The organism is Rhodococcus sp. MTM3W5.2 (assembly GCF_001984015.1).
Lineage (GTDB): Bacteria > Actinomycetota > Actinomycetes > Mycobacteriales > Mycobacteriaceae > Rhodococcus_G > Rhodococcus_G oryzae.
The window spans coordinates 5,145,219-5,169,744 of record NZ_CP019572.1; the positions used below are offsets into that span (position 1 = coordinate 5,145,219).

General features: G+C 70.7%; 28 protein-coding genes, 2 pseudogenes and 1 riboswitch. Of the genes and pseudogenes, 16 read left to right on the forward strand and 14 right to left on the reverse strand.

The window, feature by feature from the left end:
* The first annotated feature begins 43 nt into the window (after nt 1-43).
* Together BTZ20_RS23450 and lexA are read left to right on the forward strand one after the other, a co-directional pair.
* On the forward strand, nt 44-535 hold the full coding sequence (locus BTZ20_RS23450; protein WP_031939457.1) for an inorganic diphosphatase: 492 nt from the start codon (nt 44-46) through the stop codon (nt 533-535).
* 108 nt (nt 536-643) lie between these two features.
* Nucleotides 644-1,297 carry a transcriptional repressor LexA gene (gene lexA, locus BTZ20_RS23455; RefSeq protein WP_077043004.1) on the forward strand — a complete coding sequence of 218 codons (654 nt, stop codon included), beginning with the start codon at nt 644-646 and terminating at the stop codon, nt 1,295-1,297.
* 60 nt (nt 1,298-1,357) lie between these two features.
* Here the strand turns inward: lexA and BTZ20_RS23460 are convergent, their stop codons facing one another.
* The 3 genes from BTZ20_RS23460 to BTZ20_RS23470 form a co-directional block, all read right to left on the reverse strand.
* Entirely contained in the window at nt 1,358-3,055 is a 1,698-nt protein-coding gene (locus BTZ20_RS23460) for an MDR family MFS transporter (RefSeq protein WP_077043005.1), read from the reverse strand.
* Nucleotides 3,052-3,639: a MarR family winged helix-turn-helix transcriptional regulator gene (locus tag BTZ20_RS23465; RefSeq protein WP_223263485.1), complete on the reverse strand. Its 588-nt coding sequence runs from the start codon at nt 3,637-3,639 to the stop codon at nt 3,052-3,054. The genes BTZ20_RS23460 and BTZ20_RS23465 overlap by 4 nt, the downstream gene beginning before the upstream one ends.
* Nucleotides 3,640-3,755: 116 nt before the next feature.
* A complete protein-coding gene (locus BTZ20_RS23470; protein ID WP_077043006.1) occupies nt 3,756-4,583 on the reverse strand; it encodes a crotonase/enoyl-CoA hydratase family protein in 828 nt (275 codons plus the stop codon).
* 132 nt (nt 4,584-4,715) lie between these two features.
* On the opposite strand from BTZ20_RS23470, the pseudogene BTZ20_RS23475 reads away from it, so the two are divergent.
* Nucleotides 4,716-5,075, forward strand: a pseudogene (locus BTZ20_RS23475) (2-oxo-4-hydroxy-4-carboxy-5-ureidoimidazoline decarboxylase); the annotation flags it as partial.
* A 148-nt stretch (nt 5,076-5,223) separates the two neighbouring features.
* Here the strand turns inward: BTZ20_RS23475 and BTZ20_RS28670 are convergent.
* A complete protein-coding gene (locus tag BTZ20_RS28670) occupies nt 5,224-5,493 on the reverse strand; it encodes a response regulator transcription factor (protein ID WP_223263847.1) in 270 nt (89 codons plus the stop codon).
* Between the two features lie 23 nt (nt 5,494-5,516).
* Nucleotides 5,517-6,188, reverse strand: a complete 672-nt coding sequence (locus BTZ20_RS28675; protein ID WP_223263889.1) for a hypothetical protein — start codon at nt 6,186-6,188, stop codon at nt 5,517-5,519.
* Nucleotides 6,189-6,311: 123 nt separating this feature from the next.
* Here BTZ20_RS28675 and BTZ20_RS23490 point away from each other — a divergent pair, with 123 nt between their 5' ends.
* The gene (locus BTZ20_RS23490) at nt 6,312-7,748 is read left to right on the forward strand and encodes an amidase (RefSeq protein WP_077043009.1); all 1,437 of its coding nucleotides are present in this window, start codon (nt 6,312-6,314) and stop codon (nt 7,746-7,748) included.
* A gap of 39 nt (nt 7,749-7,787) precedes the next feature.
* Here BTZ20_RS23490 and BTZ20_RS23495 read toward each other — a convergent pair whose 3' ends face one another.
* Nucleotides 7,788-8,366: a TetR/AcrR family transcriptional regulator gene (locus tag BTZ20_RS23495; protein ID WP_077043932.1), complete on the reverse strand. Its 579-nt coding sequence runs from the start codon at nt 8,364-8,366 to the stop codon at nt 7,788-7,790.
* Between the two features lie 131 nt (nt 8,367-8,497).
* On the opposite strand from BTZ20_RS23495, the gene BTZ20_RS23500 reads away from it, so the two are divergent.
* From BTZ20_RS23500 to BTZ20_RS23515, 5 genes are all read left to right on the forward strand, one after another.
* Nucleotides 8,498-9,541 (forward strand): ABC transporter permease, encoded by a 1,044-nt coding sequence (locus BTZ20_RS23500; protein ID WP_083742815.1) that lies wholly within the window; start codon nt 8,498-8,500, stop codon nt 9,539-9,541.
* A 61-nt stretch (nt 9,542-9,602) separates the two neighbouring features.
* The gene (locus tag BTZ20_RS23505; protein ID WP_077043934.1) at nt 9,603-10,076 is read left to right on the forward strand and encodes a YbaK/EbsC family protein; all 474 of its coding nucleotides are present in this window, start codon (nt 9,603-9,605) and stop codon (nt 10,074-10,076) included.
* A 53-nt stretch (nt 10,077-10,129) separates the two neighbouring features.
* Nucleotides 10,130-10,189: a putative leader peptide gene (locus BTZ20_RS29995; RefSeq protein ID WP_374102921.1), complete on the forward strand. Its 60-nt coding sequence runs from the start codon at nt 10,130-10,132 to the stop codon at nt 10,187-10,189.
* A gap of 64 nt (nt 10,190-10,253) precedes the next feature.
* On the forward strand, nt 10,254-10,805 hold the full coding sequence (dszD, locus tag BTZ20_RS23510) for an NADH:FMN oxidoreductase DszD (protein WP_077043010.1): 552 nt from the start codon (nt 10,254-10,256) through the stop codon (nt 10,803-10,805).
* A 121-nt stretch (nt 10,806-10,926) separates the two neighbouring features.
* On the forward strand, nt 10,927-11,463 hold the full coding sequence (locus BTZ20_RS23515; protein ID WP_077043011.1) for a winged helix-turn-helix domain-containing protein: 537 nt from the start codon (nt 10,927-10,929) through the stop codon (nt 11,461-11,463).
* A 64-nt stretch (nt 11,464-11,527) separates the two neighbouring features.
* Here BTZ20_RS23515 and BTZ20_RS23520 read toward each other — a convergent pair whose 3' ends face one another.
* The 4 genes from BTZ20_RS23520 to BTZ20_RS23530 form a co-directional block, all read right to left on the reverse strand.
* Nucleotides 11,528-12,163, reverse strand: a complete 636-nt coding sequence (locus BTZ20_RS23520) for an LLM class flavin-dependent oxidoreductase (protein WP_077043012.1) — start codon at nt 12,161-12,163, stop codon at nt 11,528-11,530.
* 46 nt (nt 12,164-12,209) lie between these two features.
* Complete coding sequence (locus BTZ20_RS30000) at nt 12,210-12,302, reverse strand: putative leader peptide (protein WP_411269095.1); 93 nt, start codon at nt 12,300-12,302, stop codon at nt 12,210-12,212.
* Between the two features lie 9 nt (nt 12,303-12,311).
* Nucleotides 12,312-13,598: an aminotransferase class V-fold PLP-dependent enzyme gene (locus tag BTZ20_RS23525; protein WP_077043013.1), complete on the reverse strand. Its 1,287-nt coding sequence runs from the start codon at nt 13,596-13,598 to the stop codon at nt 12,312-12,314.
* A 45-nt stretch (nt 13,599-13,643) separates the two neighbouring features.
* Nucleotides 13,644-13,759, reverse strand: a riboswitch (SAM riboswitch).
* 134 nt (nt 13,760-13,893) lie between these two features.
* Nucleotides 13,894-14,175 (reverse strand): hypothetical protein, encoded by a 282-nt coding sequence (locus tag BTZ20_RS23530; RefSeq protein WP_077043014.1) that lies wholly within the window; start codon nt 14,173-14,175, stop codon nt 13,894-13,896.
* A gap of 295 nt (nt 14,176-14,470) precedes the next feature.
* Between BTZ20_RS23530 and BTZ20_RS23535 the strand changes: the two genes are divergently transcribed.
* The 3 genes from BTZ20_RS23535 to BTZ20_RS23545 all read left to right on the forward strand — a co-directional run bounded on the left by BTZ20_RS23535 (nt 14,471) and on the right by BTZ20_RS23545 (nt 17,312).
* On the forward strand, nt 14,471-15,544 hold the full coding sequence (locus BTZ20_RS23535) for a Glu/Leu/Phe/Val dehydrogenase family protein (protein ID WP_077043015.1): 1,074 nt from the start codon (nt 14,471-14,473) through the stop codon (nt 15,542-15,544).
* Nucleotides 15,545-15,620: 76 nt separating this feature from the next.
* Nucleotides 15,621-16,652: an oxidoreductase gene (locus BTZ20_RS23540; RefSeq protein WP_083742817.1), complete on the forward strand. Its 1,032-nt coding sequence runs from the start codon at nt 15,621-15,623 to the stop codon at nt 16,650-16,652.
* A gap of 42 nt (nt 16,653-16,694) precedes the next feature.
* A complete protein-coding gene (locus BTZ20_RS23545) occupies nt 16,695-17,312 on the forward strand; it encodes a LysE family translocator (protein WP_077043016.1) in 618 nt (205 codons plus the stop codon).
* 19 nt (nt 17,313-17,331) lie between these two features.
* Here the strand turns inward: BTZ20_RS23545 and BTZ20_RS23550 are convergent, their stop codons facing one another.
* Nucleotides 17,332-20,133 carry an ATP-binding protein gene (locus BTZ20_RS23550; protein ID WP_077043936.1) on the reverse strand — a complete coding sequence of 934 codons (2,802 nt, stop codon included), beginning with the start codon at nt 20,131-20,133 and terminating at the stop codon, nt 17,332-17,334.
* Nucleotides 20,134-20,311: 178 nt separating this feature from the next.
* Between BTZ20_RS23550 and BTZ20_RS23555 the strand changes: the two genes are divergently transcribed.
* From BTZ20_RS23555 to BTZ20_RS23570, 4 genes are all read left to right on the forward strand, one after another.
* Nucleotides 20,312-20,668, forward strand: a complete 357-nt coding sequence (locus BTZ20_RS23555) for a VOC family protein (RefSeq protein WP_077043937.1) — start codon at nt 20,312-20,314, stop codon at nt 20,666-20,668.
* A gap of 55 nt (nt 20,669-20,723) precedes the next feature.
* On the forward strand, nt 20,724-20,948 hold the full coding sequence (locus BTZ20_RS23560) for a hypothetical protein (protein WP_077043017.1): 225 nt from the start codon (nt 20,724-20,726) through the stop codon (nt 20,946-20,948).
* Between the two features lie 63 nt (nt 20,949-21,011).
* The gene (locus BTZ20_RS23565) at nt 21,012-21,461 is read left to right on the forward strand and encodes an iron chaperone (RefSeq protein WP_077043018.1); all 450 of its coding nucleotides are present in this window, start codon (nt 21,012-21,014) and stop codon (nt 21,459-21,461) included.
* Between the two features lie 86 nt (nt 21,462-21,547).
* Nucleotides 21,548-22,207, forward strand: coding sequence for an SDR family oxidoreductase (locus BTZ20_RS23570; protein ID WP_077043019.1), 660 nt, complete (start codon nt 21,548-21,550; stop codon nt 22,205-22,207).
* A gap of 10 nt (nt 22,208-22,217) precedes the next feature.
* On the opposite strand, the gene BTZ20_RS23575 is transcribed toward BTZ20_RS23570, so the two are convergent.
* From BTZ20_RS23575 to BTZ20_RS23585, 3 genes and pseudogenes are all read right to left on the reverse strand, one after another.
* Nucleotides 22,218-22,505, reverse strand: a complete 288-nt coding sequence (locus BTZ20_RS23575; protein ID WP_077043020.1) for a DUF1905 domain-containing protein — start codon at nt 22,503-22,505, stop codon at nt 22,218-22,220.
* A 67-nt stretch (nt 22,506-22,572) separates the two neighbouring features.
* Nucleotides 22,573-23,786, reverse strand: a pseudogene (locus BTZ20_RS23580) (RNA polymerase sigma factor).
* Nucleotides 23,787-24,491, reverse strand: a complete 705-nt coding sequence (locus BTZ20_RS23585; protein WP_077043021.1) for a YciI family protein — start codon at nt 24,489-24,491, stop codon at nt 23,787-23,789. It lies immediately after the preceding pseudogene.
* Nucleotides 24,492-24,526: the final 35 nt, after the last annotated feature.

A 24,526-nucleotide genomic window follows, 5' to 3' on the forward strand; every position in this document is an offset into this window, starting at 1 on the left:
CCCTGACCCCGCACCATCCACCGAGACAAAGCGAGGAAGAGGCGTGGAGTTCGACGTCACCATCGAGATCCCCAAGGGTCAGCGCAACAAGTACGAGGTCGATCACGAGACCGGCCGCGTCAAGCTGGACCGCTACCTCTACACCTCCTTCGGCTACCCCGCCGACTACGGCTACATCGAGAACACCCTCGGTGAGGACGGCGACCCGCTCGACGCGATGGTGCTGCTGCCCGAGTCGGTCTTCCCCGGCGTGATCGTCGAGGCCCGCCCCGTCGGCATGTTCAAGATGGTCGACGAGGCCGGCGGCGACGACAAGGTGCTGTGCGTGCCCGCGGGCGACCCGCGCTGGGACCACATCCAGGATCTCGCCGACGTCTCGCAGTTCGAGCTGGACGCGATCAAGCACTTCTTCGTGCACTACAAGGACCTCGAGCCGAACAAGCACGTCACCGGCGCCGACTGGGTCGGCCGCGCGGAGGCCGAGAAGGTCATCACCGAGGCGGTCGAGCGGCTGAAGGCCAACGGCGGCCACTGAGCTGAGGGTCCTCTGGACCACTGAATCACCGAAAGTGTGGGATCCCGCCCGGTTTCCGGGCGGGATCCCACACTTTTCTCGTCGTAGGCCTTCACTAGGATTCCCGAGGTGAACGGATACGACGATCTCGACCACCTCGACACCTCGACGCTGCCGCCCCGCCAGCAGCGGATTCTGGCCGTCATTCGAGACTTCGTGGTCGAGAAGGGGTATTCGCCGAGCACCCGGCAGATCGGGGACGCGGTGGGCCTGCGGTCCCCGTCAACGGTGTCGAAGCATCTGAAGAGCCTGGAGGAGAACGGCTTTCTGCGGCGCGGTGACTCGGTGTCGCGGCCGATCGACGTGCGCCTGTTCCTCCGGGGATCGGCGACGCGGGAATCGGCGAAGGACTCGGTGCAGGTGCCCGTGGTCGGTGACATCGCGGCTGGCACCCCTATCCTCGCCGAGCAGCACGCCGACGACATGCTGACCGTGCCGCGCGAACTGGTCGGCTCCGGCACGGTGTTCGGCCTGCGCGTGCGCGGCGATTCGATGGTCGATGCCGCGATCCTCGACGGCGACATCGTGATGGTTCGGCAACAGCACGAGGCACATTCGGGCCAGATCGTCGCCGCGATGATCGACGGCGAGGCCACCGTCAAGGTGTACCGACGCCGGAACGGACACACCTACCTCGAACCGCGTAACCCTGCCTACAAGGTCCTCGACGGCGACGAGGCCGTGGTGCTGGGCAAGGTCGTCTCGGTCATGCGCCGAGTCTGAACGACGCATTGAGTGGTCTCGCCCGGTAGCCGGGTGAGACCACTCCATGCACGCGTCGGCCTATTCCTCGCCGTCGCCGTTCTCCTTCCGTGCGGCCGCCGAGGCCGCGAGGCCCCCTGCCGTGCGCAGCGGGACCTCCTTCCAGAAGAAGACCAGCACGAGTCCGACCAGCGCGACGCCGGTCACCGACAGGAACACCGTCGACATCGACTCGGAGAACCCGACCTTGAACGGCTGGGCCAGCGCCGGGCTGAGCTGCTGGATGATCGAGCTGTCCTCGAGGACCCGACCGGCCGAGGTGACGTCCTGGCTCGCCAGCCCGGTCGACAGCGCGACATCGGCCGGGTTCGCGCTGTGCAGTCCGTCCACGACCGCCTGCTGGAAGGCCGGATCCTTGGCGGCCGAACGCAGCTCGTCGCTGATGTTCGGGGTCAGCTGCGTGAACAGGATCGACAGGAACACCGCGACACCGAGGGTGCCGCCGATCTGGCGGAAGAAGGTCGCGGCCGCCGTCGACACCCCCATGTCCTGCGGGGGCAGCGCGTTCTGGATCGCCAACGTCAACGGCTGCATCAGGTTGCCAAGACCGAACCCGGTGATCGCCATGAAGACCATGACCAGCGGCAGCGGCGAATCCGCGTGCACGAAGTGCAGCAGGAACATGCCGAGGGTGAGCAGCGAGGCGCCGATCAGCGGGTAGGCCCGGTAGTGCCCCGTCTTCGAGATCCGCTGACCCGAGATGATCGAGCCCGCCATGAGCCCGAGCACCATCGGCAGCATCTGCATGCCCGCCAACGTGGGGCTCGACCCGCGAACCACCTGCAGGTACTGCGGCAGCAACGTGATGCCGCCGAACATCGCGGCACCGACGACGATCGAGATGACCACGCCCATCGCGAAGGTGGAGTTGCGGAACATCCGCAGCGGGATCAGCGCGGCGTCGCGCATCCCCCGTTCCACGAAGATGAACCCGAGCACACCGAGCACACCGATGACGTAGCAGGCGATCGAAAGGCTACTGCCCCAGCCCCATTCGCGCCCCTGCTCGGCGACCACCAGCAGCGGGACAATGCCGATCGCGAGGACGAGCGCACCCCACCAGTCGATCCGAACCCCGGGACGCCGGACCTTCGGCAGGTGCAGCACCTTCGAGACGACCGCAAGGGCGAACACACCGATCGGGACGTTGACCAGGAAAACCCAACGCCAGCCGTCGATTCCGAGGATGGTCTCCTGGCCGGCCAGCAGGCCGCCGAGCACCGGACCCAGCACACTGGACGTGCCGAAGACGGCGAGGAAGTAGCCCTGATACTTGGCGCGCTCGCGCGGACCGACGATGTCGCCGAGGATGGCGAGCGCCAGCGACATCAGCCCGCCCGCGCCGAGGCCCTGGAAGGCGCGGAACGCGGCCAGCGCGTACATCGACTGGGCGAGGGTGCACAGCAGCGAGCCGAGCACGAAGATGACGATCGCGGCCATGAAGAACGGCTTGCGGCCGTACATGTCGGACAACTTGCCGTACAGCGGGGTGGAGAGCGTGGCGGTGATCAGGTACGCCGTGGTCACCCAGGCCTGCAGCGCGTAACCCTGCAGGTCGTCGGCGATCGTCCGGATTGCCGTCGAGACGATGGTCTGGTCGAGCGAGGCCAGGAACATGCCCAGCATCAGTCCGCTCAGGATGACCAGGATCTCGCGGTGTGTGAACTCTCCTGCAGCGGGTGCGGGGGCGGTGGCGGTGTGTTCGGGCGATTTGGTCATCGGACACCCCGCTCCGAGCCGCTGTCGCTTGGCAGGCTCCGCTCTGCGTCAGTCTCGCTCCGCAGGCTCCGCTCTGCGTCAGTCTCGCTCCGCAGGCTCCGCTCGGGTGAGAACAGTGGACGCATCCGCTCGTAGTCCGTCACGAACCGGTCCATCAGGCGCGCGAAGTCCTGCAGGTCCTCGATGGACCATTCACCGAGCATCATCCCGAGCCGCTCGTTGCGCAGGGCGCGGATCCGGCCCGCTGCGGCCCGTCCGGACTCGGTGACGGCGAGCACGCTTGCCCTGCCGTCGGTGGGGTCGGCCTGGCGCTGCACGTGCCCGCGTTCGACGAGCTGCGCCACCTGGCGACTGACTGTCGACGGGTCGGTGTACATCGATTCCGCCAGCGCGCCCGACCGCATCGGGCCGTCCTTGAGCAGGCGGAACAGGCAGCCGTAGGCCGCCGGGTCGATCCCGTCGGTGGACTTCGCGTGGGCGATGGTCCGCTCCCGCACCCGCTGCAGCCGAACCAGGAAATTGCCGATCTCGTCGGCGTATGGCTCGATCTCGTCTCGCATCCCGCGCCCCAATGCTTGCGTCACTCAACTAGTTTCCGGCCGCAAGTATGTGACGGGGGTCCGCCGTTGGGCAAGCGACAATGACGAGAACCCCCGTCCGGTTCGGCCGGACGAGGGTTCCACCATCGGAGGGAAGGGGGTCAGCGCCCCTGGAAGTCCGGGGTGCGCTTCTGGAACACCGCGGCCATGGCCTCACCGATGTCCTCGGAGGCGAGGAATGCCGCATTCCAGGCCGCCACGTACCGCAGGCTGTCGTCCACACCGGCCGAACGGCGGTGATCGAGCACGTCCTTGATGCCGTGCACCACCAGCGGCGGGTTCGCGGCGATCTCGGCTGCGGTGGCGTGTGCGGCCGCCAGGACCGCGTCGGCATCGGCGAACACGTCGTTGACCAGGCCGATCTTCTCGGCCCGCGCCGCGTCGATGTCCTTGCCGGTGAGCGCGAGCTCGCGCAGGTGGCCGTCGCCGATGATCGCGGGCAGCCGGGCGAGGGTGCCCATGTCGGCGACGATCGCGACCTTCACCTCGCGAATGCTGAACTTCGCATCCGCGCTGGCGTAACGGATGTCGGCCGCGGTCACGAGGTCGACGGCGCCACCGATGCACCAGCCCTGGATGGCCGCGACGACCGGCTTGCGGCAGTCGGCCACGGCGTTGATCGAGCGCTGCATCTGCTTGATGTCCTCGTGGAAGGCGGTCCGCGGTGCGGCCTGCGCCTTGTCGCCGAGGACCGGCGCCATCATCGGGGCCATCGCCGCGAGGTCGAGGCCAAAGGAGAAGTGCTTGCCCGCTCCGGCGAGGACCACGGCCCGCACCTCCGGGTCGGCGTCCAGCTCGGCGAAGATCAGCGGCAGCTCACGCCAGAAATCTGGACCCTGCGCGTTGCCCTTGCCGGGCCCGATGAGGGTCACCTGCGCGACGCGGTCCTTGCGCTCGACGGTGAAGGCATTCCAGGTCTGCTCGGTCATTACTCAAGAGTAACAATCCCCGGCGGCGCACGTTAAGGCTGCGCAAACTCCACCCGCGGGGTCTTTTCCGGGGTCAGACTGAGGCGCAGAATCGGCTTTCAGGAGCCGGGCGAGATCGGAGATGCCATGTTGATGCATCAGGGGATCGGGCTCGACAGGTTCAATGCGCTGTCCGAGCGGGGCGCGGTGCACGCGCTGTTCGAGTGCTGCTGCTCGGCCACCTGGGCCCGGCATGTCGCGGCGGGCAGGCCGTACGGATCGCACCTCGAGCTGCTCACCGCGGCGGACTCCGAGCTGTTCGAGCTGTCCGAGGCGGATATCGACCGGGCGCTGGAGTGTCACCCCGGGATCGGCCGCCGGGCCCAGACCACGGCCTCGAGCCAGGAGCAGTGCGCGGTCTGGGCGCCCGACGAGGCCACCATGTCCGCGGTGCTGGAGGCAACCGCCCGCTACGAGGAGAGGTTCGGTCACGTCTACCTCTGGTGTGCCGCCGGTCGAGATGCCACCGACCTGCTCGACGACCTGACCCATCGGCTGGGCAACTCCCCGACACCGAACTCAAGACCATGCTCGGCGAGCTCGCGAAGATCAACCGGAGCCGGATCGAGCGGATGCTCGGCCCGGAGGGCGGCTACCTCGACTACTGACGCGCGGGCACCGCGCTCAGCCCGACCCTCGTCGCGAACACTGCCGCCGCCGTCCGATTCGGCGAGCCGGTCTTTCGCAAGATGTTCTCGACGTGGGTGGCCACGGTGGCGGCGCCGACGCCGAGGGCGGCGGCGATCTGGGCATTCGATCGCCCGCCCGAGACGAGTACCAACACCTCCAGCTCGCGCAGGGTCAACTCCGCGGGGGCCTCGACGCCGCGGTACCGGACAAGGGTGCCCGCCCGGACCGACTCCAGGCGCACCCGGAACACCTCCCCGTCGACGATCAGGATCCGGAACTCCGCGCCGGCCGCGCACTGATCCCGCCATGGCTCCCCGCGCCGAGCAGACGCGGCGAGGCGCCCGCGGTGACCGGCCACGGCCGACCCACGGCGTCCACCACGAAGGCCTCCTCGCCGGGCTCGACGCGAACCCGGCCGCCCTCTGTGCTTGCCAGCGGATCGATGGACTCCGCCAGCGTCTCGGCGAGCAGGGAGACCAGCGCGAGCGACTGGTCGTCCACGCCGCCCTCCGCGTAGGTGCTCAGGTTCAGCATCCCCACGTACCGCCCGTCCGGGGAGAACAGGCAATGGCTGAGCCCGTCCCGGTAGCCGTGCACCCCGATGACATCGTCGAAGATCGCCCCGTGCCTGCGGCCGGGCTCGATGTCGTGCAGCCGCAGCGGGATCCGGTTCTGCTGCAGATCGGCGAACAGGGACAGATCCTGCATCCGCTCGTTCAGTGTCCTGGCCGCCTCCGGCGAATAGCCGAAGCTGGCCGAGGTCAGGTGCTGCCGCCGCATCGGGTCCCAACGGGAGAGCGCCGCGTGATCGTGCGGGACCGCGGCGCGCAATGCGAACAGCAACCGGCCGGCCTCCGGAGCCCGAGCACCCGCACCGACCTCCGCGCGCAGACGCACGGCGGCCCCCAGACGCTCACGCGCGGACGACGTACTCATGGCAGGAGTATGCCCCGCCCCGGCCGCGCCCACCGCGATTCACGCCTCCGCAGAACGACGGAGGCCGAGAGCACCGGCCCGCCCTACCGTCCGCGGAACCCACACCACCACGAGGAGGACCGGATGGACATCGGTGAGTACGCGGCACAGGACGCGACGGGCCTGGCGGCCCTGATCCGCGACCGGCAGGTCAGCGCGGCAGAGGTCGCGGCGGCCGCAGGACAGGCGCTCGACAAGATCGATCCGCAGTTGTCCGCGATCGCCGGCGAGCGGTACGAGGCCCCGCTCGGCTGCGACGAGACGGGGGTCTTCGCGGGAGTCCCGTTCGCGATCAAGGACCTCATCGCGCATGCGGCGGGTGTCCCGACCCGCAGCGGCAGCAGGTTGTTCGGCCCGGGTGCCGTCTATCCGTACGACACCCACCTGATGGCCCGCTTCCGCCGGGCCGGCCTGGCCACGATGGCGACGACCACCTCGCCCGAGTTCGGCTTCAACGCCACAACGGAGGCGCTGGCCTACGGCGGCCCGACCCGCAATCCGTGGGATCTCACCCGTAGCGCGGGCGGCTCCAGCGGGGGTTCGGCCGCGCTGGTCGCCGCGGGCGCACTGCCGATGGCGCACGCCAACGACGGCGGCGGGTCGATCCGGATCCCGGCAGCGGCCTGCGGGGCCGTCGGCCTCAAACCGAGCAGGGGCCGGATCACCGCGGGGCCGGACTTCGCCGATCCACTCATGGGTCTCGGCGTCGAGTTCGCGATCACCAGGAGCGTGCGCGACTGCGCAGCGCTGTTCGACGCCGTGCACGGCTCCGAGCCGGGCGACCGCTACCTCTTCCCCGCACCGGAACGGCCCTTCGCCGAGCTGGCGCGGACCGGATCTCGGCGGCTCCGGATCGCCTTCACCACGACGCCCGCCGACCCGGACCGCGCGGTGGACGCGGAGAGCGCGGCCGCGGTCCAGATGGTCGCGCAGCAGTTGTCGGAGCTGGGCCACGAGGTACACGAGGCGGCGCCGTCGATCGACTCCGCGGCGTTCGACCGCGCAAACCTCGACGCCTGGTGCAGCTTCCTCGGCGATGCCGTGACGGGCGCCGCGGCCCAGTTGGGCCTGACCCCAGGACGGGAACACCTCGAGGCGACCACCCTCGCATGCGTGGAGCACGGAAAGACGCTGTCCGCCTTCGACATCTACGCCGCCGAGCGGGTGTTCAACACCGTGACACGAGAGGTCGCACGGTTCCTCACCGGGTTCGATGTTCTGCTGACGCCCACGACGAGCCAACCGACCATCCCGCTCGGCCGCCTCGACGCCGACGACCCCGCGCTGGACGCACGCGGCTGGTACGACCGGATCTTCGAGTACGCCTCGTTCACGGCGCTGTTCAACGCGACAGGGCACCCCGCCATCTCGCTCCCACTCGCCCAGTCGACGCGGGGCTGGCCGATCGGCATGCAGTTCGTCGGCCGGTACGGCGACGAGGGGACGTTGCTGGCGTTGGCCGGCGACCTCGAGCGGGCGATGCCCTGGGCCGACCGGCGCCCGCCGGTATCGGTGTACTGACCGCCGCGCCGCGGTTGAGTGACCCCGTGAGGGGCCCGCTCAACCGCGGGTGGCGCTCGCGATCGCCCCGGCGAACAGCGCTGACACCGCCGTCTGAACTGCGCGCCTGTCGACCTGCTCGGGGTCGACCGCGTGCTCGAGCATCAGCCCGGAGATCAGCGCCATCAGCGTGATCGCGGTGTTGCGGGCGTCGAGGCGCCGCCCGACACCCCAATCCGATGCCCGCTCGGCGATGAGTTCCTCGAGCTGGCCGCGCAGGTGCCGCCGCTCGCGCAGGTAGGCCTGCGCGATCTTCGGGTCCCTGGCGGCCTGCAGGCCGAACTCGAGCACGAGCAACGCCCAGCCCGGGTCGGAGACCAGCCAGGAGCTGATCGTCTCGCCGCCCCGACCCGCGGCGGCGGTGGGACTGAGCCCCGCGATCTCGGCGAGCACCCGCCCTGCCAGCTCGAGGGACCGCTGCGCGAACAGCTCCGCGAACAGGTCCTGCTTGGACTCGAAGTTCGAGTACACAGCGCCCTTGGTGAACCCCGCCCTGCGGGCGATGTCCGCAAGCGTGGCGGCGGCGAAGCCGTTCTCCACGAACTCCTCGGCGGCCGCGTCGATCAGCCGTTGGCGCACCACGTCGCGTCCTGGCCGGGCGAGCGGGCCCGGCGGTGACGCAGCTCTCCCTTGACCTACCTCGTTCACGATACCTACGGTATTCAATACCGAGAGTATCGGCAAGGATGCGCCGCGAGAGCAAGGAAGCCATGACGACCACGACCACAGAACCGCACCGGTCCACCAGCCCGACCGACCGCTACAGCCCGCGGCAGATCATGGTCGCGGTGGTCCTGGGCGTGCTGCTGCTGCAGCTCGGCTTCATCACCAGCTACGTGGCCGCGTTCCACCAGCCGACCCCGCGCGACATCCCGATCGCGGTGGTCACCGAGTCCGGACTGCCCGACGGGATCGGCCAGCAGGTCACCGACGAGCTCAACGGCATCGACGGCCACCCGGTCGAGGCGCGCACGGCGGCGAACACCTACGAGGCGCGCTCGATGATCCGGGACCGCGAGATCATGGGCGCCTACGTCATCAGCCCCACCGGCACCGACACCCTCATCACCGCCAACGCCGCGGGCAGTTCGGCTGCGACCGCGCTCGAGGGCATCTTCACCGAGGTCGACACCGTCAAGCACCGCACGTTCGTCGTCCGCGACGAGGTGCCGGTCGCGGTGCACGACAACCGCGGCCTGTCCGGCTTCTACCTCTCGCTCGGCTGGGTGGTGGGCGGCTACCTGCTCGCCGCCGCCATCGGACTGCTCATCGGCGCGCCGAGCACCCTGCGGGAGGCGGGCAAACACATCGCGATCATGGCCGGGTACGCCGCCGTCTCGGGATTCCTCGGCGCGCTCATCACCACGCACCTGCTCGGCACCTTCACCGGCCACCTGCTGCCGCTCTCACTGCTGGGTGCAGGCGTGGTCTTCGCGACGGGCATCTTCACCATGGGGCTGCGGGCGGCCGTCGGGATCCTGGCGGTGCCGCTGGCGATCCTGATCTTCGTCGTGCTCGGGAATCCGAGCGCAGGAGGCGCTTTCGGGTCCAACGTGCTGCCGGGCTTCTACGCCGCCATCGGGCGCTGGATCACCCCAGGGGCAGGCACCGAGGGCGTGCGGTCGATCGTGTACTTCCAGGGCACCGGAGTCGGTCAGCCGATCGTCACGCTCGCCATCTACACCGTGGTCGGGGTCGCGCTGATGCTCGGCTTCGCCGCCAGGAACACCGGGCGCGCGGCCGCAACGGCGTGAGGGCCGCGACACGTCGGCCCGGATGCCGTGCGCGGCCGCCGCGCCGGTCCTACTGTGGGGCATGGCCAGGCTCCTGCACCCGAACGCCGCCCACGTCGCGCGCGTCCTGATCTCCCGTGGCCATCACGGCGTGGTGGTCACCCAGGACGAGTCGACCCACACCGCGGAGGCGGCCGCCGCCGCGCTGGGGGTCGATGTCGGCGCGATCACGAAGTCACTGGTGTTCCTGCTCGACGACGACCCGATCCTGCTGCTGGTCTCCGGCGCCCACAGGGTCGACATCGAGCACACCGGCAAGAGACTCGAGGGCACCTTGACCCGGGCACCCGCCGACACGGTCCGGGAGGTGACGGGCCAGCCGATCGGCGGCGTCGCCCCGGTGGGGCACCCGACGAACCTGCCCACGTACGTGGACGCGGCGCTCGCGCAATACCCCGAACTGTGGGCGGCTGCCGGCCATCCCGCGACCGTGTTCCGCACCACCTTCTCCGAGCTGCTCCGCATCACGGCCGGGCTGGCCATCGACGTCGACTGACCCGGGTCTTATAGTGGGCGAAACAGATCCCTGGAGGCGAAGTGACTGACGGAGTGTGGAGCCGACGACACGTCGACCTGTGCCGCACCTCCGCGAGCCGGTGTCCGCGCTGATCCGACTCGTCGGCACGCACCCGTAGTGCGTGCTTCTCACGCAGCCGAAGATCCGGAGAATCCGTTGTCACAGCCACTCGAGAACCTGCCCAACGCGGCCACCCCCGAGGACCCGATCGGCATCACCGCCGACCAGTACCGGGCGGCGATGCGCCGTTACCCGGCGGGCGTCACCATCGTCACGCTCGACGCCGGGGCTGGCCCGGTCGGCTTCACCGCCACCTCCTTCGCGTCGATCTCGCTGGACCCGCCGCTGGTCTCGTTCAACATCGCGCACAACTCCTCGAGCATCAAGGCGCTGCACGCAGCGGACTCGCTGGTGATCCACCTGCTCGGCGAACACCAGCAGCATCTCGCCCAGCGGTTCTCGCGCAGCGCCGACCAGCGCTTCGCGGACGAATCGTTGTGGAAGCGCCTCGAAACCGGCGAGCCGGTGCTGCACGGCACCCCGATCTGGTTGCGCACCACCGTCCACCAGCTCATCCCGATCGGCGACCACACGCTGGTGATCGGGCTGGTCACGCGCGTGCACGACGAGGACGACGCGGAGGCAGCAGCGGCTCCCCTGCTGTACCACGACGGCCGGTACTTCCGCCCGACCCCGCTCGGCGAATGATCCCGGCGGCGAACATCACCATGCCCACCCCCACCGTCACCTCCCCCGTTCGGAGTGAGTGTCGCAGCTGTCGTTGACCACGACCGGCGCACACCAACACACTCAAAACTGGGAGTTACCCATGGTTGATTCCGCACTGGGACAGCGGGATTCGAATCCCGACCTGATCCTCACCCTGCAGTTCAGCAACACCGGATCCACCGACCGGCAGCAGCTGGTCGCCCTCGCAAACGCACTCCGCGCGACCGCGCAGGAGCTCCTCCCCGGCGTCAGCACCCGGGCCCGGATGGACACCGCGCCTGCGCCTGCCGCCGCTCTCCCGAAGCCGACGGCCATCGACGCTCCGCTGGTCATCGATCTCCCGGCCCGGCAGGTGTTCACCCGCGGCGAGCCGGTCTCGTTGAGCCACACCGAGTTCGAGATCCTCTCCCACCTGGCCCGGCGGCCGCGGGTGGTGGTCTCCAGGCGTCGGCTGCTCGAGCTGAGCGGCACCCTCGGCGAGCGCGAGCGGGCGGGTCGCAGCGTGGACGTCCACGTCTCCCGGGTCCGGATGAAGCTCGGGCGTTACGGCTGGCTGGTGTCCACCGTCCGCGGCACCGGCTACCGCTTCGATCCCGACCCCCGGGTCCGCATCATCACGGAAACCGCGGCGGCCTGACCGGCAAACGGCGGGAGCCATCGACCGGCGTGACCGGACGATGGCTCCCGCCGTCGGATGCCCGCTATGACGCGAGAATGCTTCTGCCGGAGGTCAACCCGAACTGCCCGAGCACCTCGCCGAGCGCCGCCGACGGGCGGGTGACGCCGCGCTCGTGCAGCAGTGGCAGCACGTCGTCCACCACGCGGTCCAGCACGCGGGGCAGGACCAGCGGCAGCAGGGTCACCCCGTCGGCGACGCCCGCCGCGCGGATGTCGGCGATGAGCCCGGCCAGACCGGATGCCGTCCCGACGTAGGAGATCGAGTCGGGCACCCGCACATCCAGGAGCCCACCGTCGAGCAGAGCCAGTTCTCTTCGCGCGGAACGCGAATCATCGCCGAGGAGCACCTCGACGTCGAGCAGCACCGTGACCGAGTCCGGGTCCCGGCCATCGGCCGCGGCGTCTGCCCGGATCCTGTCACGCTGTTGCTGTGCACCGCGGAGGTCGTGCGCTCGGATGCGGACGACGGTGCCGGGAACCGCGGCCAGGTCGAGCTGCGCGTCGGGGTCCGCGGGTGCGGTCAGGTCCACCCAGTAGTCGGTGAGCCCGAGCGGGATCCGGAAGTCGGTGTGCGCCGCGGACGCCGGGTGGTGACCGGCGCCGGACAATTCGACCGCGACATGCAGCGGCCGGGTACGGAAAGACGAATCGATGGACATGGGTCTCCTCGAGAGATGCGTGCGAGCTGGTGAGCTGGGGGCGAGCTCAGCCCAGACACATGCCCGACGCGGTACGGCAGAGATCCACATGCCGACGGCACCACCGGGCGTCAGTCGCCACGGTCGTCAGGGGTGCCATGGCGCGAGTTTACCCGGCGAGGCCCGTGGCGGGGCGGCGGCCGTCCACCAGTTCCCGCAGCGCCGCGACCAGCCGGTCCACGTCGGCGGCGTGGCTGCCAAGGCCGAGGCTCGCCCGGACCGCACCGTCCGGCCTGCCGAGCCGGGCCAGCAGCGGGTGCGCGCAGAACCGGCCGTCGCGCACCCCGATGCCGTGCCGGTCCGAGAGGTAGCTCGCCACCTCGCGGGGCGCGAATCCGTCGACGGCAAAGGTGACTATGCCGACCGAATCCGGCGAGTCGGACCAGATCCGGAGCAGCTCGACGCCGTCGATGCCGCGCAGCCCGTCGACGAGCCGAGCGCACAGGGCACGCTCGTGCAGCTCGGACGCCTCCGCGTCGAGTCCGGCCAACGCCGTGCAGGCCGCCGCGAGCGCCGCGACGCCGAGCACGTTGGGGGTGCCCGCCTCGTGCCGCTGCGGGGCCTGCGCCCAGTCGACACCCTCCGCCGAGACGTCGCGGGTGGCGCCGCCGCCGACCAGGTACGGCTCGGCGGCGTCCAGCCAGTCCCGCCTGCCGATGAGTGCGCCCGCCCCGAACGGCGCGTACAGCTTGTGCCCCGAGAAGGCCAGGTAGTCGACGCCGAGCGAGGCGATGTCCACCCGCCGGTGCGGCAGCAACTGGGCGCCGTCGACGAGGATCCGCGCCCCGCAGGCGTGCGCGACCTCGGCGAGCCGGGCGATCGGCAGTACCTCGCCGGTGACATTGGAGGCGCCGGTGACGGCGAGCAGCGCGGCAGGCTTGCTGCACAGTTCGGCGACGATCCGCTCCACCGTCTCGGCTACGGTGTCCGCGGACCGGACGACCCGCGCTCCGTTCTTCTTCCAGGGCAACAGATTTGCATGGTGCTCGATGTCGAGGACGACGGTCTCACCGGGCACACAGCCGGCGAGCAGGTTCAGCGAGTCGGTGGTGTTCCTGGTGAACACCACCACGTCGTCCGACCGGGCCCCGACGAAACCGGCGACCACGTCGCGGGCTCCCTCATAGCTGGCGGTGGACACCTGCGAGGCGTACCCGGCACCCCGGTGCACGCTGGCGTAGTAGGGCAACAGCTCCTGCACCCGCGCGGTGACCTGAGCCAACGCAGGCGCGCTGGCCGCGTAGTCGAAGTTCGCGTAGGTGCAGGTCCCGCCTCCGGACAGCGGGACGGCCAGGTCGGCCCCGGAGACCTCGGCGAACGGCCGGTCGGTGCAGCGCTCGGCGAAGCGAACGGCGGTGGCAGTGGCGGTGGCGGTGGCGGTGAGAACAGCAGTCATCAGACATCCCTCGGTCAGGGACCCGTGTGCTTGTGGAAGACAACGAGCCCGCGCTTGCCGGGTCCGGTGTTGGACCGCAGCCAGGTCGTCACCCGGGGCACCCCACCGCGGTGGAGGGTTGCCGGCCAGCAAGCCGGGGCTATCTGCTGGCACTCATGACCTACGGCGAGGATGGCAGCCCGGGCTGCGGCTTGTCAACAGCAAGGACCGGCTCGCGTGATCCGCGAGCCGGCCCCTGACGCCCGATGGCTTCTTCTGTTTCGAATGGAATACCTTGGTGTGCAGCCCCTTTGGGTCAGATCAAATAGGCCGCGAGGGACAGCACCGGCACGGTGGGAGCCACCCCAATGCACGGCACCCCCAGCGCGCGCACGTGCTGCACCGCCGCCGCGTCGGCGGCCGAGCAGATCCCGTCGAGCACGTCCTCGGTGGCGATCGCGACGAGCAGGTCGTCGCCGAGCGTCCGCGTGGACTCCAGACCGTGCGCCGCGACCCACCGCTCGGTCTCGACGAAGGCCGCCGGGGTTCCGATGAACAGAACCCGCCGGAGCTGCGGCGGCGCCTGTGTTGTCGTCATGCGATTCCCTTTCCTGGGGTTCGGGTACGCAATCAACTCTCGTCGGGGGCGCCGCTCGTGTCTGTCCGCCGATCGGCGGGTCCGCCGGTGGAACCTCGGGTCCGCCGATCGGTGGACAACTGAGCGCTACGTCACACCAGTGACCCGAGTCACCACCGCCTACTGATCGCAGTGATCAGCCAGAAATCTCACTATTGACTGTTCTGCCAGCCATATCGACTGTAGTGGCGACACACAGCACACCTCGACACTGCACTGAGCGCCACCCAGCCCAGCTATCGGAAGGACGTCAACGATGACCACCCTGGAAGCCCGACCCGTCACCCGCACCCCGCACGGCGGTTTCGACCACGAACACGTCGCCCTCGAGGCCGGTGCGCGCTCGGGCCTCCCGATCACCGTCGCCGTGCACTCCACCCGGCTGGGACCCGCGCTCGGCGGCTGCCGGGTGTGGCAGTACCCGGACTGGCAGGACGGCATGCAGGACGCGCTCCGGTTGTCCGCCGCGATGACCCTCAAGTGTGCGGTCGCGGGCCTGGACACCGGCGGCGGCAAGTCCGTGATCGCCCTGGCGCCGGGCGAGGTCCTCGACGGGGACCGGCGCCGCGCGGCCATGCTCGACCTGGCCGACATCGTCGACGGACTCGGCGGCAGCTACCGGACCGCCGAGGATGTCGGCACCAGCGCGGCCGACATGCAGATCGTCCGGGAACGGACCGCGCACGTCTTCGGCCTGCCCACCGCCGCGGGCGGGATCGGCGAACCGGCCGAGCCCACCGCGGTCGGCGTCTACTCGGCCCTGCGCGCGACGGTCGATCGCGCCTTCCCCGGCTCCGGCCTTGCGGGCATGAGGGTCACGATCAGCGGGCTCGGGCAGGTCGGCTCCCGGCTGGCACGCACGCTCGCCGCGGAGGGCGCCGTTCTCACCGTCAGCGACATCGACCTCGGCAAGCAGGCGCTGGCCGAGGAGCTCGGCGCCCGCTGGGTCCGGCCCGAGGACGCCCCCGCCGTGCCCGCGGACCTCTTCGTCCCTGCCGGTGTCGGCGGCGTGCTCACCGACGAGGTGATCGACGGCCTCGACTGCCGCGCTGTCGTGGGTCCGGCGAACAATCAGCTCGCACGACCGGACGGCGCGGATCGCCTGGCCGCAAGGGGGATCCTGTGGGCACCCGACTTCGTCGCCAATGCGGGCGGCGCCCTGTTCGCGATCCTGGCCGACGGCGAGAACCGGGGCTACGACGAGGTCCTGGCCCGGGTGAACCTCATCGGCAGCACCCTCGGCGAGCTGTTCGACCGGGCAGAGCGCGCGGGCATCACCCCGCTGGCCGCCGCACACGCGGCCGCGGACGAGCGACTCGGTCGCGGCTGAGCGCATCTCCGGGCGTGGTGGCGCGGGCGGCCGTAGGGTCGGGCACGAGGACCGCGCCGCAACGTCTGGAGAAGCCATGCCCGAATCCGAGCCGCCCGCATCCCACCGACAGGACCCCGGCCCGGTCATCGACGCCGGGCGCGCGGCCCGGCCGCCGCTCGTGAAGCCGCGGTTCGGGGTCGCGGACCTGCCCGACCAGCGCGGCCGGACGATCATGGTCACCGGCGCCAACAACGGCCTCGGGCTGCAGGCCGTGACCGCGCTCGCGGGAGCGGGAGCCGGGGTGGTATTGGCCTGCCGCGACCTCGAGCGCGCCGCGAGCGCGCTGGAATCGGTCCGGGCGGCGGGTCGCGCCGCCGGATCGACGGCCGAACACGTGCTGGTCCGGCTCGACCTGGCGGACCTGGCCTCGGTCCGGGCGGCGGCCGAGGAGACCGCGGCGGCGGTGGGGTCCGTCGATGTGCTCGTCAACAACGCCGGGGTGATGGCGATCCCGCAGGGCACGACGGCCGACGGTTTCGAGACCCAGTTCGGCACCAACCATCTCGGCCATTTCGCGCTGACCGACGCGATGCTGCCGCTGCTCCTGCGGGCGGAGGCACCGCGGGTGGTCACCCTGGCGAGCATCGCGCATTACGGCGGGACCATCGACCTCGAGGACCCGAACTTCGAACGACGCCCGTACGAGCGTATGGCCGCGTACCGGCAGTCCAAGCTCGCGAACCTGATCTTCAGCGCCGAGCTCGCCCGGCGGGCGGCCGCCGCGGGCAGCCCGCTGATCTCGATCGGCGCGCACCCCGGTGTGGCCGCGACCAACCTCTTCGACTCGATGCTGCCGCCGATCCCCGGACTCGCGTCGCTCACCCGGCTGGGCATGCGGATCGTCGTCAACAGCGAGGCCGACGGCGCGCTGAGCCAGCTCTACGGCGCGACGATGCCCGATGTCGAGAACGGCGACTACCTGGGCCCGGAGGGCCTGCGCGGCATGCGCGGACCCGTGGCCCGGTGCGGGCGCAGCCAGAGCGCGCGGGACCAGGAGCTGGCGCGGGAACTGTGGGAGCTGTCCGTCGAGATGACCGGCGCCGACTTCGCGGCGCTGCGCCCCTGACGCCGATTTGATTCGCGTCCTGATCCGCGGTTTCCTGTCGCCATGACCGCCGCCACCCTGCTCAGCTTCGCGGGCGTCTGCCTGCTCCTCGCGCTCATGCCGGGACCCGATTCGTTCCTGGTGCTCCGCTACAGCATCGGCGGCACCCGCCCTGGCGTCGCCGCGGCCATCGGGGTATCCATCGGCAGCCTGTTCTGGGCCGTGGTGGTGGCCCTCGGCGTCGCGGCACTGCTCGAACAGTCCGCGTCCGCCTACCGGGTCGTCAAGATCGCGGGCGGGCTGTACCTGCTCTACCTCGGGGTCCGCGCCCTGCTCCGGCGACGCGCGGCAGGGCCCGCGGCGGCGGGACCGGTCGCGGCCTCGACCGGGTCCGCTTTCGGCGCCGGGGTGCTCTCGTGCGCCCTGAACCCGAAGATGGGCCTGTTCTACCTCGCCGTCGTCCCGCAGTTCCTCGACCAGGTGACCTTCGGCTCGGCGATGACCCTGGGTGCGGTCGAGGCCGTCGTGGCGCTGGTGGTGATGGGCGCGTTCGCGGTCGCCGCGTCGCGCCTGGTCGCGCTGCTGCGAAGGCCGAAGGTGACCGAACGGCTGGAGACCGTCAGCGCGGGAATCCTCGCCGCCCTCGGTGTCGGCACCCTCGCCTCGGCGGGCAGTTCCTGACCGAGGCGGACCCGCCTCGTCACGGCTGCCGGGTCGTGGCCATCGGGGCGAGACCGAGATCGGCGAGCGCGGCCGCCCCGACGGCGGCGTGGTCACCGCCCGCGAGCACCCTTGTCCGCGCCGACTGATAGCGGCAACCGGCGGCGTCGAAGGCATCCGCCGTGGCGAGCAGCCGCTCCCGGTCCCGGGCGAGCAGCGCTTCGGCCCGCTCCACGATGGCACCGGCGACGGGGTTCCCCGCCACGATGGTCCGGGCCTCGGCCAGACGATCGGCGGCATCGGGGCCGCCCGCGAGCACGGTGGCCTCGGCGCGCAGCGCCACGTACCAGTGCAGCCACACCCACGTGACCCATCTCCACACCTCACCGGGCTCCGGCGCCATCCGCTCCAGCGCCTCGCCCGCATCTCCGTTGTGCAGCAACAGCATCGAGTCGTAGACCGCCCGGTAGCCGTAGGCCTGTTCCGCCGGGGTGGCAAGTTGATCCATGACCTCGGCCCATTCGCGCCGCGCATCGTCGTCGTCACGCAGGCCGTGGATCATCCCCACACCGGCCACCGCCGCACCGAGAACCGACCCGGTGGGCCTGCCGGACCGCTGCCACGCCTCGAGGAACCGAGCACTGCGGGTCAGTACCTCGTCGACATTGCCCGCCAACGCGTCGGCCACCAGCAGCTGGCTCGTCGCACGATGGCCGACCTCGGCCAGCATCGGATGATCCGCGAGTTGCCTGGCCCACCTGCGGGCACCCGGCAGGTCCCCCACGCCGAGTCCGGCCTCGGTGGCCTCGCCGAGCGCGTCGATCAGCTCGTGGGTGCCGGTCGGAGTCGGCGGCGCGGACGCGAGCAGCGTGATCCGGCGACGGGCCGTTGCCGCGGCCGCGAACGCGTCACCGGACCAGCTCTGGGCGCCGGTGAGCGTGTCGAGCGCAGCGGACTCGGCGAGGGGGTCGCCCGTGCGGTGAGCGAGTTCGACCGCCCGTTCGGCGCGGGCGATCGTCTCCGCCACGGCATCGTCGGATGCGCCCTCGGCGGCACCGAACGCCTCGGTGAGACCCCTCCCGGCCTCGGCCAGCGCCACCGCGGCCTTGGCGGCCTGGTCATCGCCCGCCAGCTCGCTCGCCTCGGCGATGAGCGCGATCGCCTCCTCCGGCGGCAGGGTCCGGACGAACTTGCTCGCGAACCGGTAGGCGTTCGTGGCGGCGGCCGCGAGGTCGGCGGCGGCGCCTGCGGTGTCCCCGGCTCGCTGCGCCGCGTCCGCGGCAGCCCGGTTCAGGCGGTACATGTCGTCACCCCGCATCCGGCACCCGGCCACCGCCGCGGCCTGCCGGAACATCGAGGCGGCGGCCGCCTGGTCCGCGAGCGCGGCCGCCTGCTCGTAGCGCTGCTGGGACTCGCCGATCAGGTGACGGGTGAAGGTCAGCTCCGCCAGCTGCCGGGCGAGGCCGTACGCCTCCGCGCGCTGCGCGGGCCGGTCGGCCACCCACGCAAGGGCGGCGCGGAGGTCGTCGGCAACCGCGTCGAATCGTGCCCGCCAGTCCGCCCGGACCACCGCCAGGTGCGCCGCCTCGGCCAGGCACCAGCGAAGGTGCAGGGACCGGGCCTCGTCGCGCTCACCGGCCTCGACGAGCCGCTCCATCCCGTACTGGCGGATGGTTTCCAGCGCCCGGTACTCGGTCCCGGTCGGGGACGCGATCACCACCAGCAGGCTCTGCTCGGCGAGCCGGGCCAGCCCGTCCGCGACAACGCCCTTCTCGGACGCGGTCACCTCCGCCGCCGCCGCGACGGTGAACGACTTCATGAACACCGACAACCGGCGCAGCAGCACTCGATCGTCCGGCGACAGCAGGGCGTGGCTCCAGTCAAGCGCCGCCCGCACCGAGCGGTGCCGGTCGTCCGTGCGGGCTCCGCCCGCGAGCATCCGGAGCTGGTCGGACAGCCCGTCGGTGAGGCCGTCCAACCCGAGAGTGGTCCAGCGGGCCGCGGCCAGCTCGATCGCAAGGGCCATCCCGTCCAAACCCCCGCAGAACGTGGCAACCTGTTCCCGCAGAGCATGATTCGGCGGCCATCCGCCCGCCGCCGCGCGATCCATGAACAGTGCGACCGCGTCCGATTCGCCGTCACCGGTCAACGACATCGGCGGGACCGTGTACGCGCGTTCGAAGGGCACCATCAGCCGAGCCCGGCTGGTCGCCAGCACCGTCACTCGTGGGCAGGCCGCGAGCAGCCGTTCGATGAAGAGTGCCACCCCGTCCCGCACGTGTTCGCAGTTGTCCAGCACCAGCAAGGCGTGACGGTCCGCCAGCGCGGCCACCACCGACTCGTCCATGCCCCGGCCGGGCTGCTCGCCGAGGCCGAGCGCGAGGCCGACCGTGCCGGCGACCACCGAGATGTCCGGGCTGGTGATCGGTACCAGGTCGACGAACCACACCCCGTCGGAGTACTCCTCGGCCAGCTCGGCGGCGACCGTCAGCGCGAGCCGGGTCTTGCCGACTCCGCCAGGGCCGACCGCGGTCACCTGCCGATCGTTCTTGATCATCTCGGTCAGCTCGGCCCGTTCCCGCTTCCGGCCGATGAACGAGGTCAGCGGCGCGGGCAGGACCGGTGTCGGGTGCGACCGGTCGGCGCGCGCCGGCTCGGACGCGCGCTGGGCGAGCGCCCGCCGATCCGGAACCTCCAGCTTGCGCAGGAGCGAGGAGACATGGCTCTCCACGGTTCGCACCGAGATGAACAATCGCGCGCCGATCTCGGCGTTGCTGAGGTGCTCCCCCACCAACGCGAGCACCTCGGCTTCCCGAGCGGAGATCTCCACCGTCGCCATCATGGGCCTCATCTTGCAGTATCCGCTTCGCACTCAGGGCCTTCGGACGTTCTCCGTGTCGGGCACCGACGATCCGTGCCCCCTCTCAGTGGACGGTTCCGTGGTCGCCACGGATGTGGAGCGACCCTGCCGGGAGCGATGGTTGTGACACATCCGATCCACCCCAACTTCAGGAGTGACCATGACCAGCTCTGCCACCCAGGGAATCAAGACCGTGCTGCATCCCGTGTCCGACCTGGCGACGGCCAAGACGATCTACGCCGCGCTGCTCGGCGTGGAGCCGCAGACCGACTCGCCCTATTACGTCGGCTTCGAGGCCGAGGGCCAGCACATCGGGCTGGTACCGGGCGGTGGACCGCAGGGCATGACCGGACCGGTGGCCTACTGGCACGTGCCGGACATCGAGGCGAAGCTGGCCGAGCTGACCGCCGCCGGCGCCACCGTGAAGGAACCCGCGAACGAGGTCGGCGGCGGCCGCCTGGTGGCCACCGTGACCGACGCCGACGGCAATGTCCTCGGGCTGATCCAGGACCGCTGAGTCCCGCCCCGCTGCCGCGCTCTACGCCCCTCGCTCACCTTCCCAAGGAGTCCCCATGAACTCGAACAGCAGGTTCCGCCAGATCCACCGCTGGACGGCCATCGTCTTCACGGTCACCGTCATCGTCGCCACGATCGCGGTGTCCATGAAGGCCGCCATCTGGTTTTCCTACCTGCCGCTGCTCCCGCTCGCCGTGCTGCTCCTCAGCGGCCTGTACCTGTTCGTGCTGCCGTACAGGCGGCGCGCGGCAGGCAGCAGGCGCGCCATCGCCACGGCGTAGTCGCCTGCGATCAGCCCGCATCAACATCGTCCCGATCAAGCCCGACACGAAGGAGACAGACCGATGGCTGCTCAGAAGACCAAGTCCGCTGTGGGATTCACGGACGACGAACGTGCCGCGATGAAAGAGCACGCCCAGGAACTGAAGACGGCCGCCCGTCGCGGATCCCGCAATGCCAAGGCGGACGGGGAGAAGGACGTGCTCGAGAAGATCGCCGGGATGGCGGAATCCGATCGCGTCATGGCCGAACGGATCCATGCCATCGTCAGGGCCAACGCGCCGGACCTCGCGCCGAAGACCTGGTACGGCATGCCCGCGTACGCCAAGGACGGCAAGGTCGTGTGCTTCTTCCAGAGTGCGGAGAAGTTCAAGGCGCGGTACGCGACGTTCGGTTTCAACGACACCGCGAACCTCGACGACGGCACCATGTGGCCGACCGCCTTCGCCCTGACCACGTTGACCGACGCCGACGAGAAGAGGATCGGCGAGCTGGTGAAGAAGGCCGCGGGCTGACGACCGACCGAGGCGGCCCCGCGTTCCGTTGCGCGGGGCCGGGCCGACGCGCTGTACTGGCAGCGGCACCGACGGAAGGAACCGGCATGGCACGCGTCGTCATCATCGGCGGTCACGGCAAGATCGCCCTGCAGCTCTCGCGGATTCTCACCGGCCGGGGCGACGAGGTCACCTCCCTGATCCGCAATCCCGCGCACGCCCAGGACGTCGAGGCGACGGGCGCCACCGCCGTCGTCGCCGATGTCGAGAGCCTCGACACGGACCGGATCGCCGAGCTGATCCGCGGGCACGACGCCGTGGTGTGGTCGGCGGGTGCGGGCGGCGGTGACCCCGCCCGCACCTACGCCGTCGACCGGGACGCGGCGATCCGCTCGATGGACGCCGCCGCCCGCGCAGGCGTCGACCGGTACGTGATGGTGTCCTACTTCGGAGCCAGGACCGATCACGGCGTCCCGCGCGACAGTTCGTTCTTCCCCTACGCGGAGGCGAAGGCCGCGGCCGACGACCATCTCCGCGGCACCGCCCTCGCCTGGACGATCCTCGGTCCCAGCACGCTCACCCTCGACGCGGGCACGGGTCGGATCGAGGTGGGGCCTGGCCTGGAGTCGGGCACGGTGCCCCGCGAGGACGTCGCGCGGGTGGCGGCGGCTGCGCTGGTCAGGCCGGCGACCATCGGCCGGTTCATCGGTTTCAACACCGGCGACACCCCGATCGAGGACGCGCTCGACACGCTCACCGCGACATGACCGCGCGGCCTCAGGAACCGGAGCCCGCCTGATCGATCCGCTCGATGAGCCGGACCGTCACGGTGTCCCCCTCGCCCTTGCCGATAGCCCGCCGGATGTCGGCGCGGACCGGCAGTTTGTGCGTTCCGTCGCCCATCGCCATGAACGAACTCCGGAACGGGTAGCCATCGATCGTGCCCCGGACCTTCACCAGGCCCCTGGTCCCGAAGAACGTCACCGACTCCGGCCACAGCACATACGTCCAGCCACCCTTGCTCGCACTCTTGCGCATGGTCGCGGTGAATTCCGCCTCCAACATCGTCGCCCTCCTTCGCCTGATGCATCTGCCGGTACCTACCGATGTAGACGCCCGAGCCGACGGAAACTCATCGACCCTCAGGGGTGGCCCGGACCTCCTCGAGCCGTCGCCGTAGGAACCGCTCTGTCGTCTCGTTGCCCGCCAACTCCAACGCCGCGAGGTAGGCGTCCTCGGCCTCGGCAGTCCGGCCCATCCGGCGCAGCAGGTCGGCCCGGGCCGGGACCCGTAACCGGGCCAGCCGCGGATCGTCGGGAACCTCGTCCAGCGCCACCAGTCCCCGCTCGGGCCCGTCCCGAAAGCCCACCGCCACGGCCCGGTTCACCGCCACCACCGGCGAACCGGTCAGCTCGAGCAACCGCTCATAGGCCGCGACGATCACCGTCCACTCGGTCGCACCCCAACTCGGCGCGCCGGCGTGCGCGGCCGCGATCACCGCCTGCGGGAAATACTGGCCCGCGGAATGCCGGGCCGCGGCCAGGGACCGCATCCCCTCCTCGATCCGGCCGCGATCCCACCGCGAGCGGTCCTGCTCCTCGAGCGGTCGGGCCGTTCCGTCGGCGGCGATCCGCTCCCCCGGCGGCTGTCCTGCAACAGCATCAGGGCGAGCAGCGCCCACGCCTCCGGCTCGTCGGGCATCAGCTCGCACAGCAAGCGACCCAGCCGGATCGCCTCCTCACACAGCTCGTCACGGATCGCCGAGCTCCCCGAGGTCGCCGAGTACCCCTCCGTGAAGACGAGGTAGATGCACGCGAGCACCTGCGGAACGCGCTCCGGGAGAAGGTGTTCCGGCGGCAGGCGAAACGGGATCGCGGCCGTCCGGATCTTGCTCTTCGCGCGGGTCAGCCGCTGCGACACCGTCGGCTCGGGCTGCAGGAACGCCCGCGCTATCTCAGCAACGGTCAGGCCGCAGACCAGGCGAAGCATCAACGCGACCTGGGCCTGCGGGGCCAGCGCGGGGTGTGCACACGTGAAGATGAGGCGGAGCTGATCGTCCCGCACCGGCCACACCTCCTCCTCCGTCGGCGGGAACAGCCGCGCGGCGTCGAGCTCCTTGTTGCCCCGCAACGACTCCCGCCGCAGCCGGTCCAGCGCGCGGTTGCGCGCGACCGTGGTGATCCACGCGCCCGGGTTCGCAGGCATCCCGGTCCGCGGCCAGCTCCGCATCGCCTCGGCGAAGGCCTCCTGCACCGCGTCCTCGGCCAGCGAGAGATCGCCGACCAGCCGCGCCACCGTCGCGATGGCGCGGCCGGATTCGGCCCGAAACACCGGGTCGACGTGCATCTACTCGTCCACGATCTGCCGCAGCTCGATGCAGCCCTTGGGGCCGAGCGGGATGCGCGCCGCCAGGGCCGTCGCCGCCTCCCGATCCGCGGCCGCGAGCAGGTAGACGCCGTTCGCGATCTCCGCGGCCTCGCTGAACGGACCGTCGGTCAGCAGCAACTCGTCGTCGCGGACGCGCACCGTGGTGGCCGACGACGGCGGGTGCAGCGCGCCACCGCCGCGGAGGGCGGGCCCCGCGAACTCCCCGAACCGGCCGTGCGCCTGGATGCTCTCGTCCCACTCCGCCGACCCCGGTGTGTTCGCCGCACCCGCCGGCTCGCGCAGCACCGCGAGATAGCACCCGGCGTGCTCGTTCTCCAGCCGCCAGAAGACCATCGGCCACAGCTCGACGAATCCCTCCGAGGCGTCCGGAATCTGTCGGGTCAGCTCCAGCGCCGCGTCCAGGTCGTCGGCCTCGAGCACATAGAACCCTCCGACGACCTCGGAGAACTCGGCGAACGGGCCGTCCGTGACGAGCGCGCCGCCGTTCTCGTGCCGGATCGTGACCGCCTCCGCCGTCGGGTACAGCGCGCCGCCGCCGACGAGCGCGGTGCCCGCGGCCTCCCAGAACCTCTCGTGCCGGGCCACCGCATCCCCGAACTCCTTGGTCCCCGGGGTCGACGCCGCACCGTTCTCCTCGCCCGCCAGCAATGCCAGGTAGTACATGGTTGTCATCCTTCCGTGTGGGTGAGGGGCCAGGA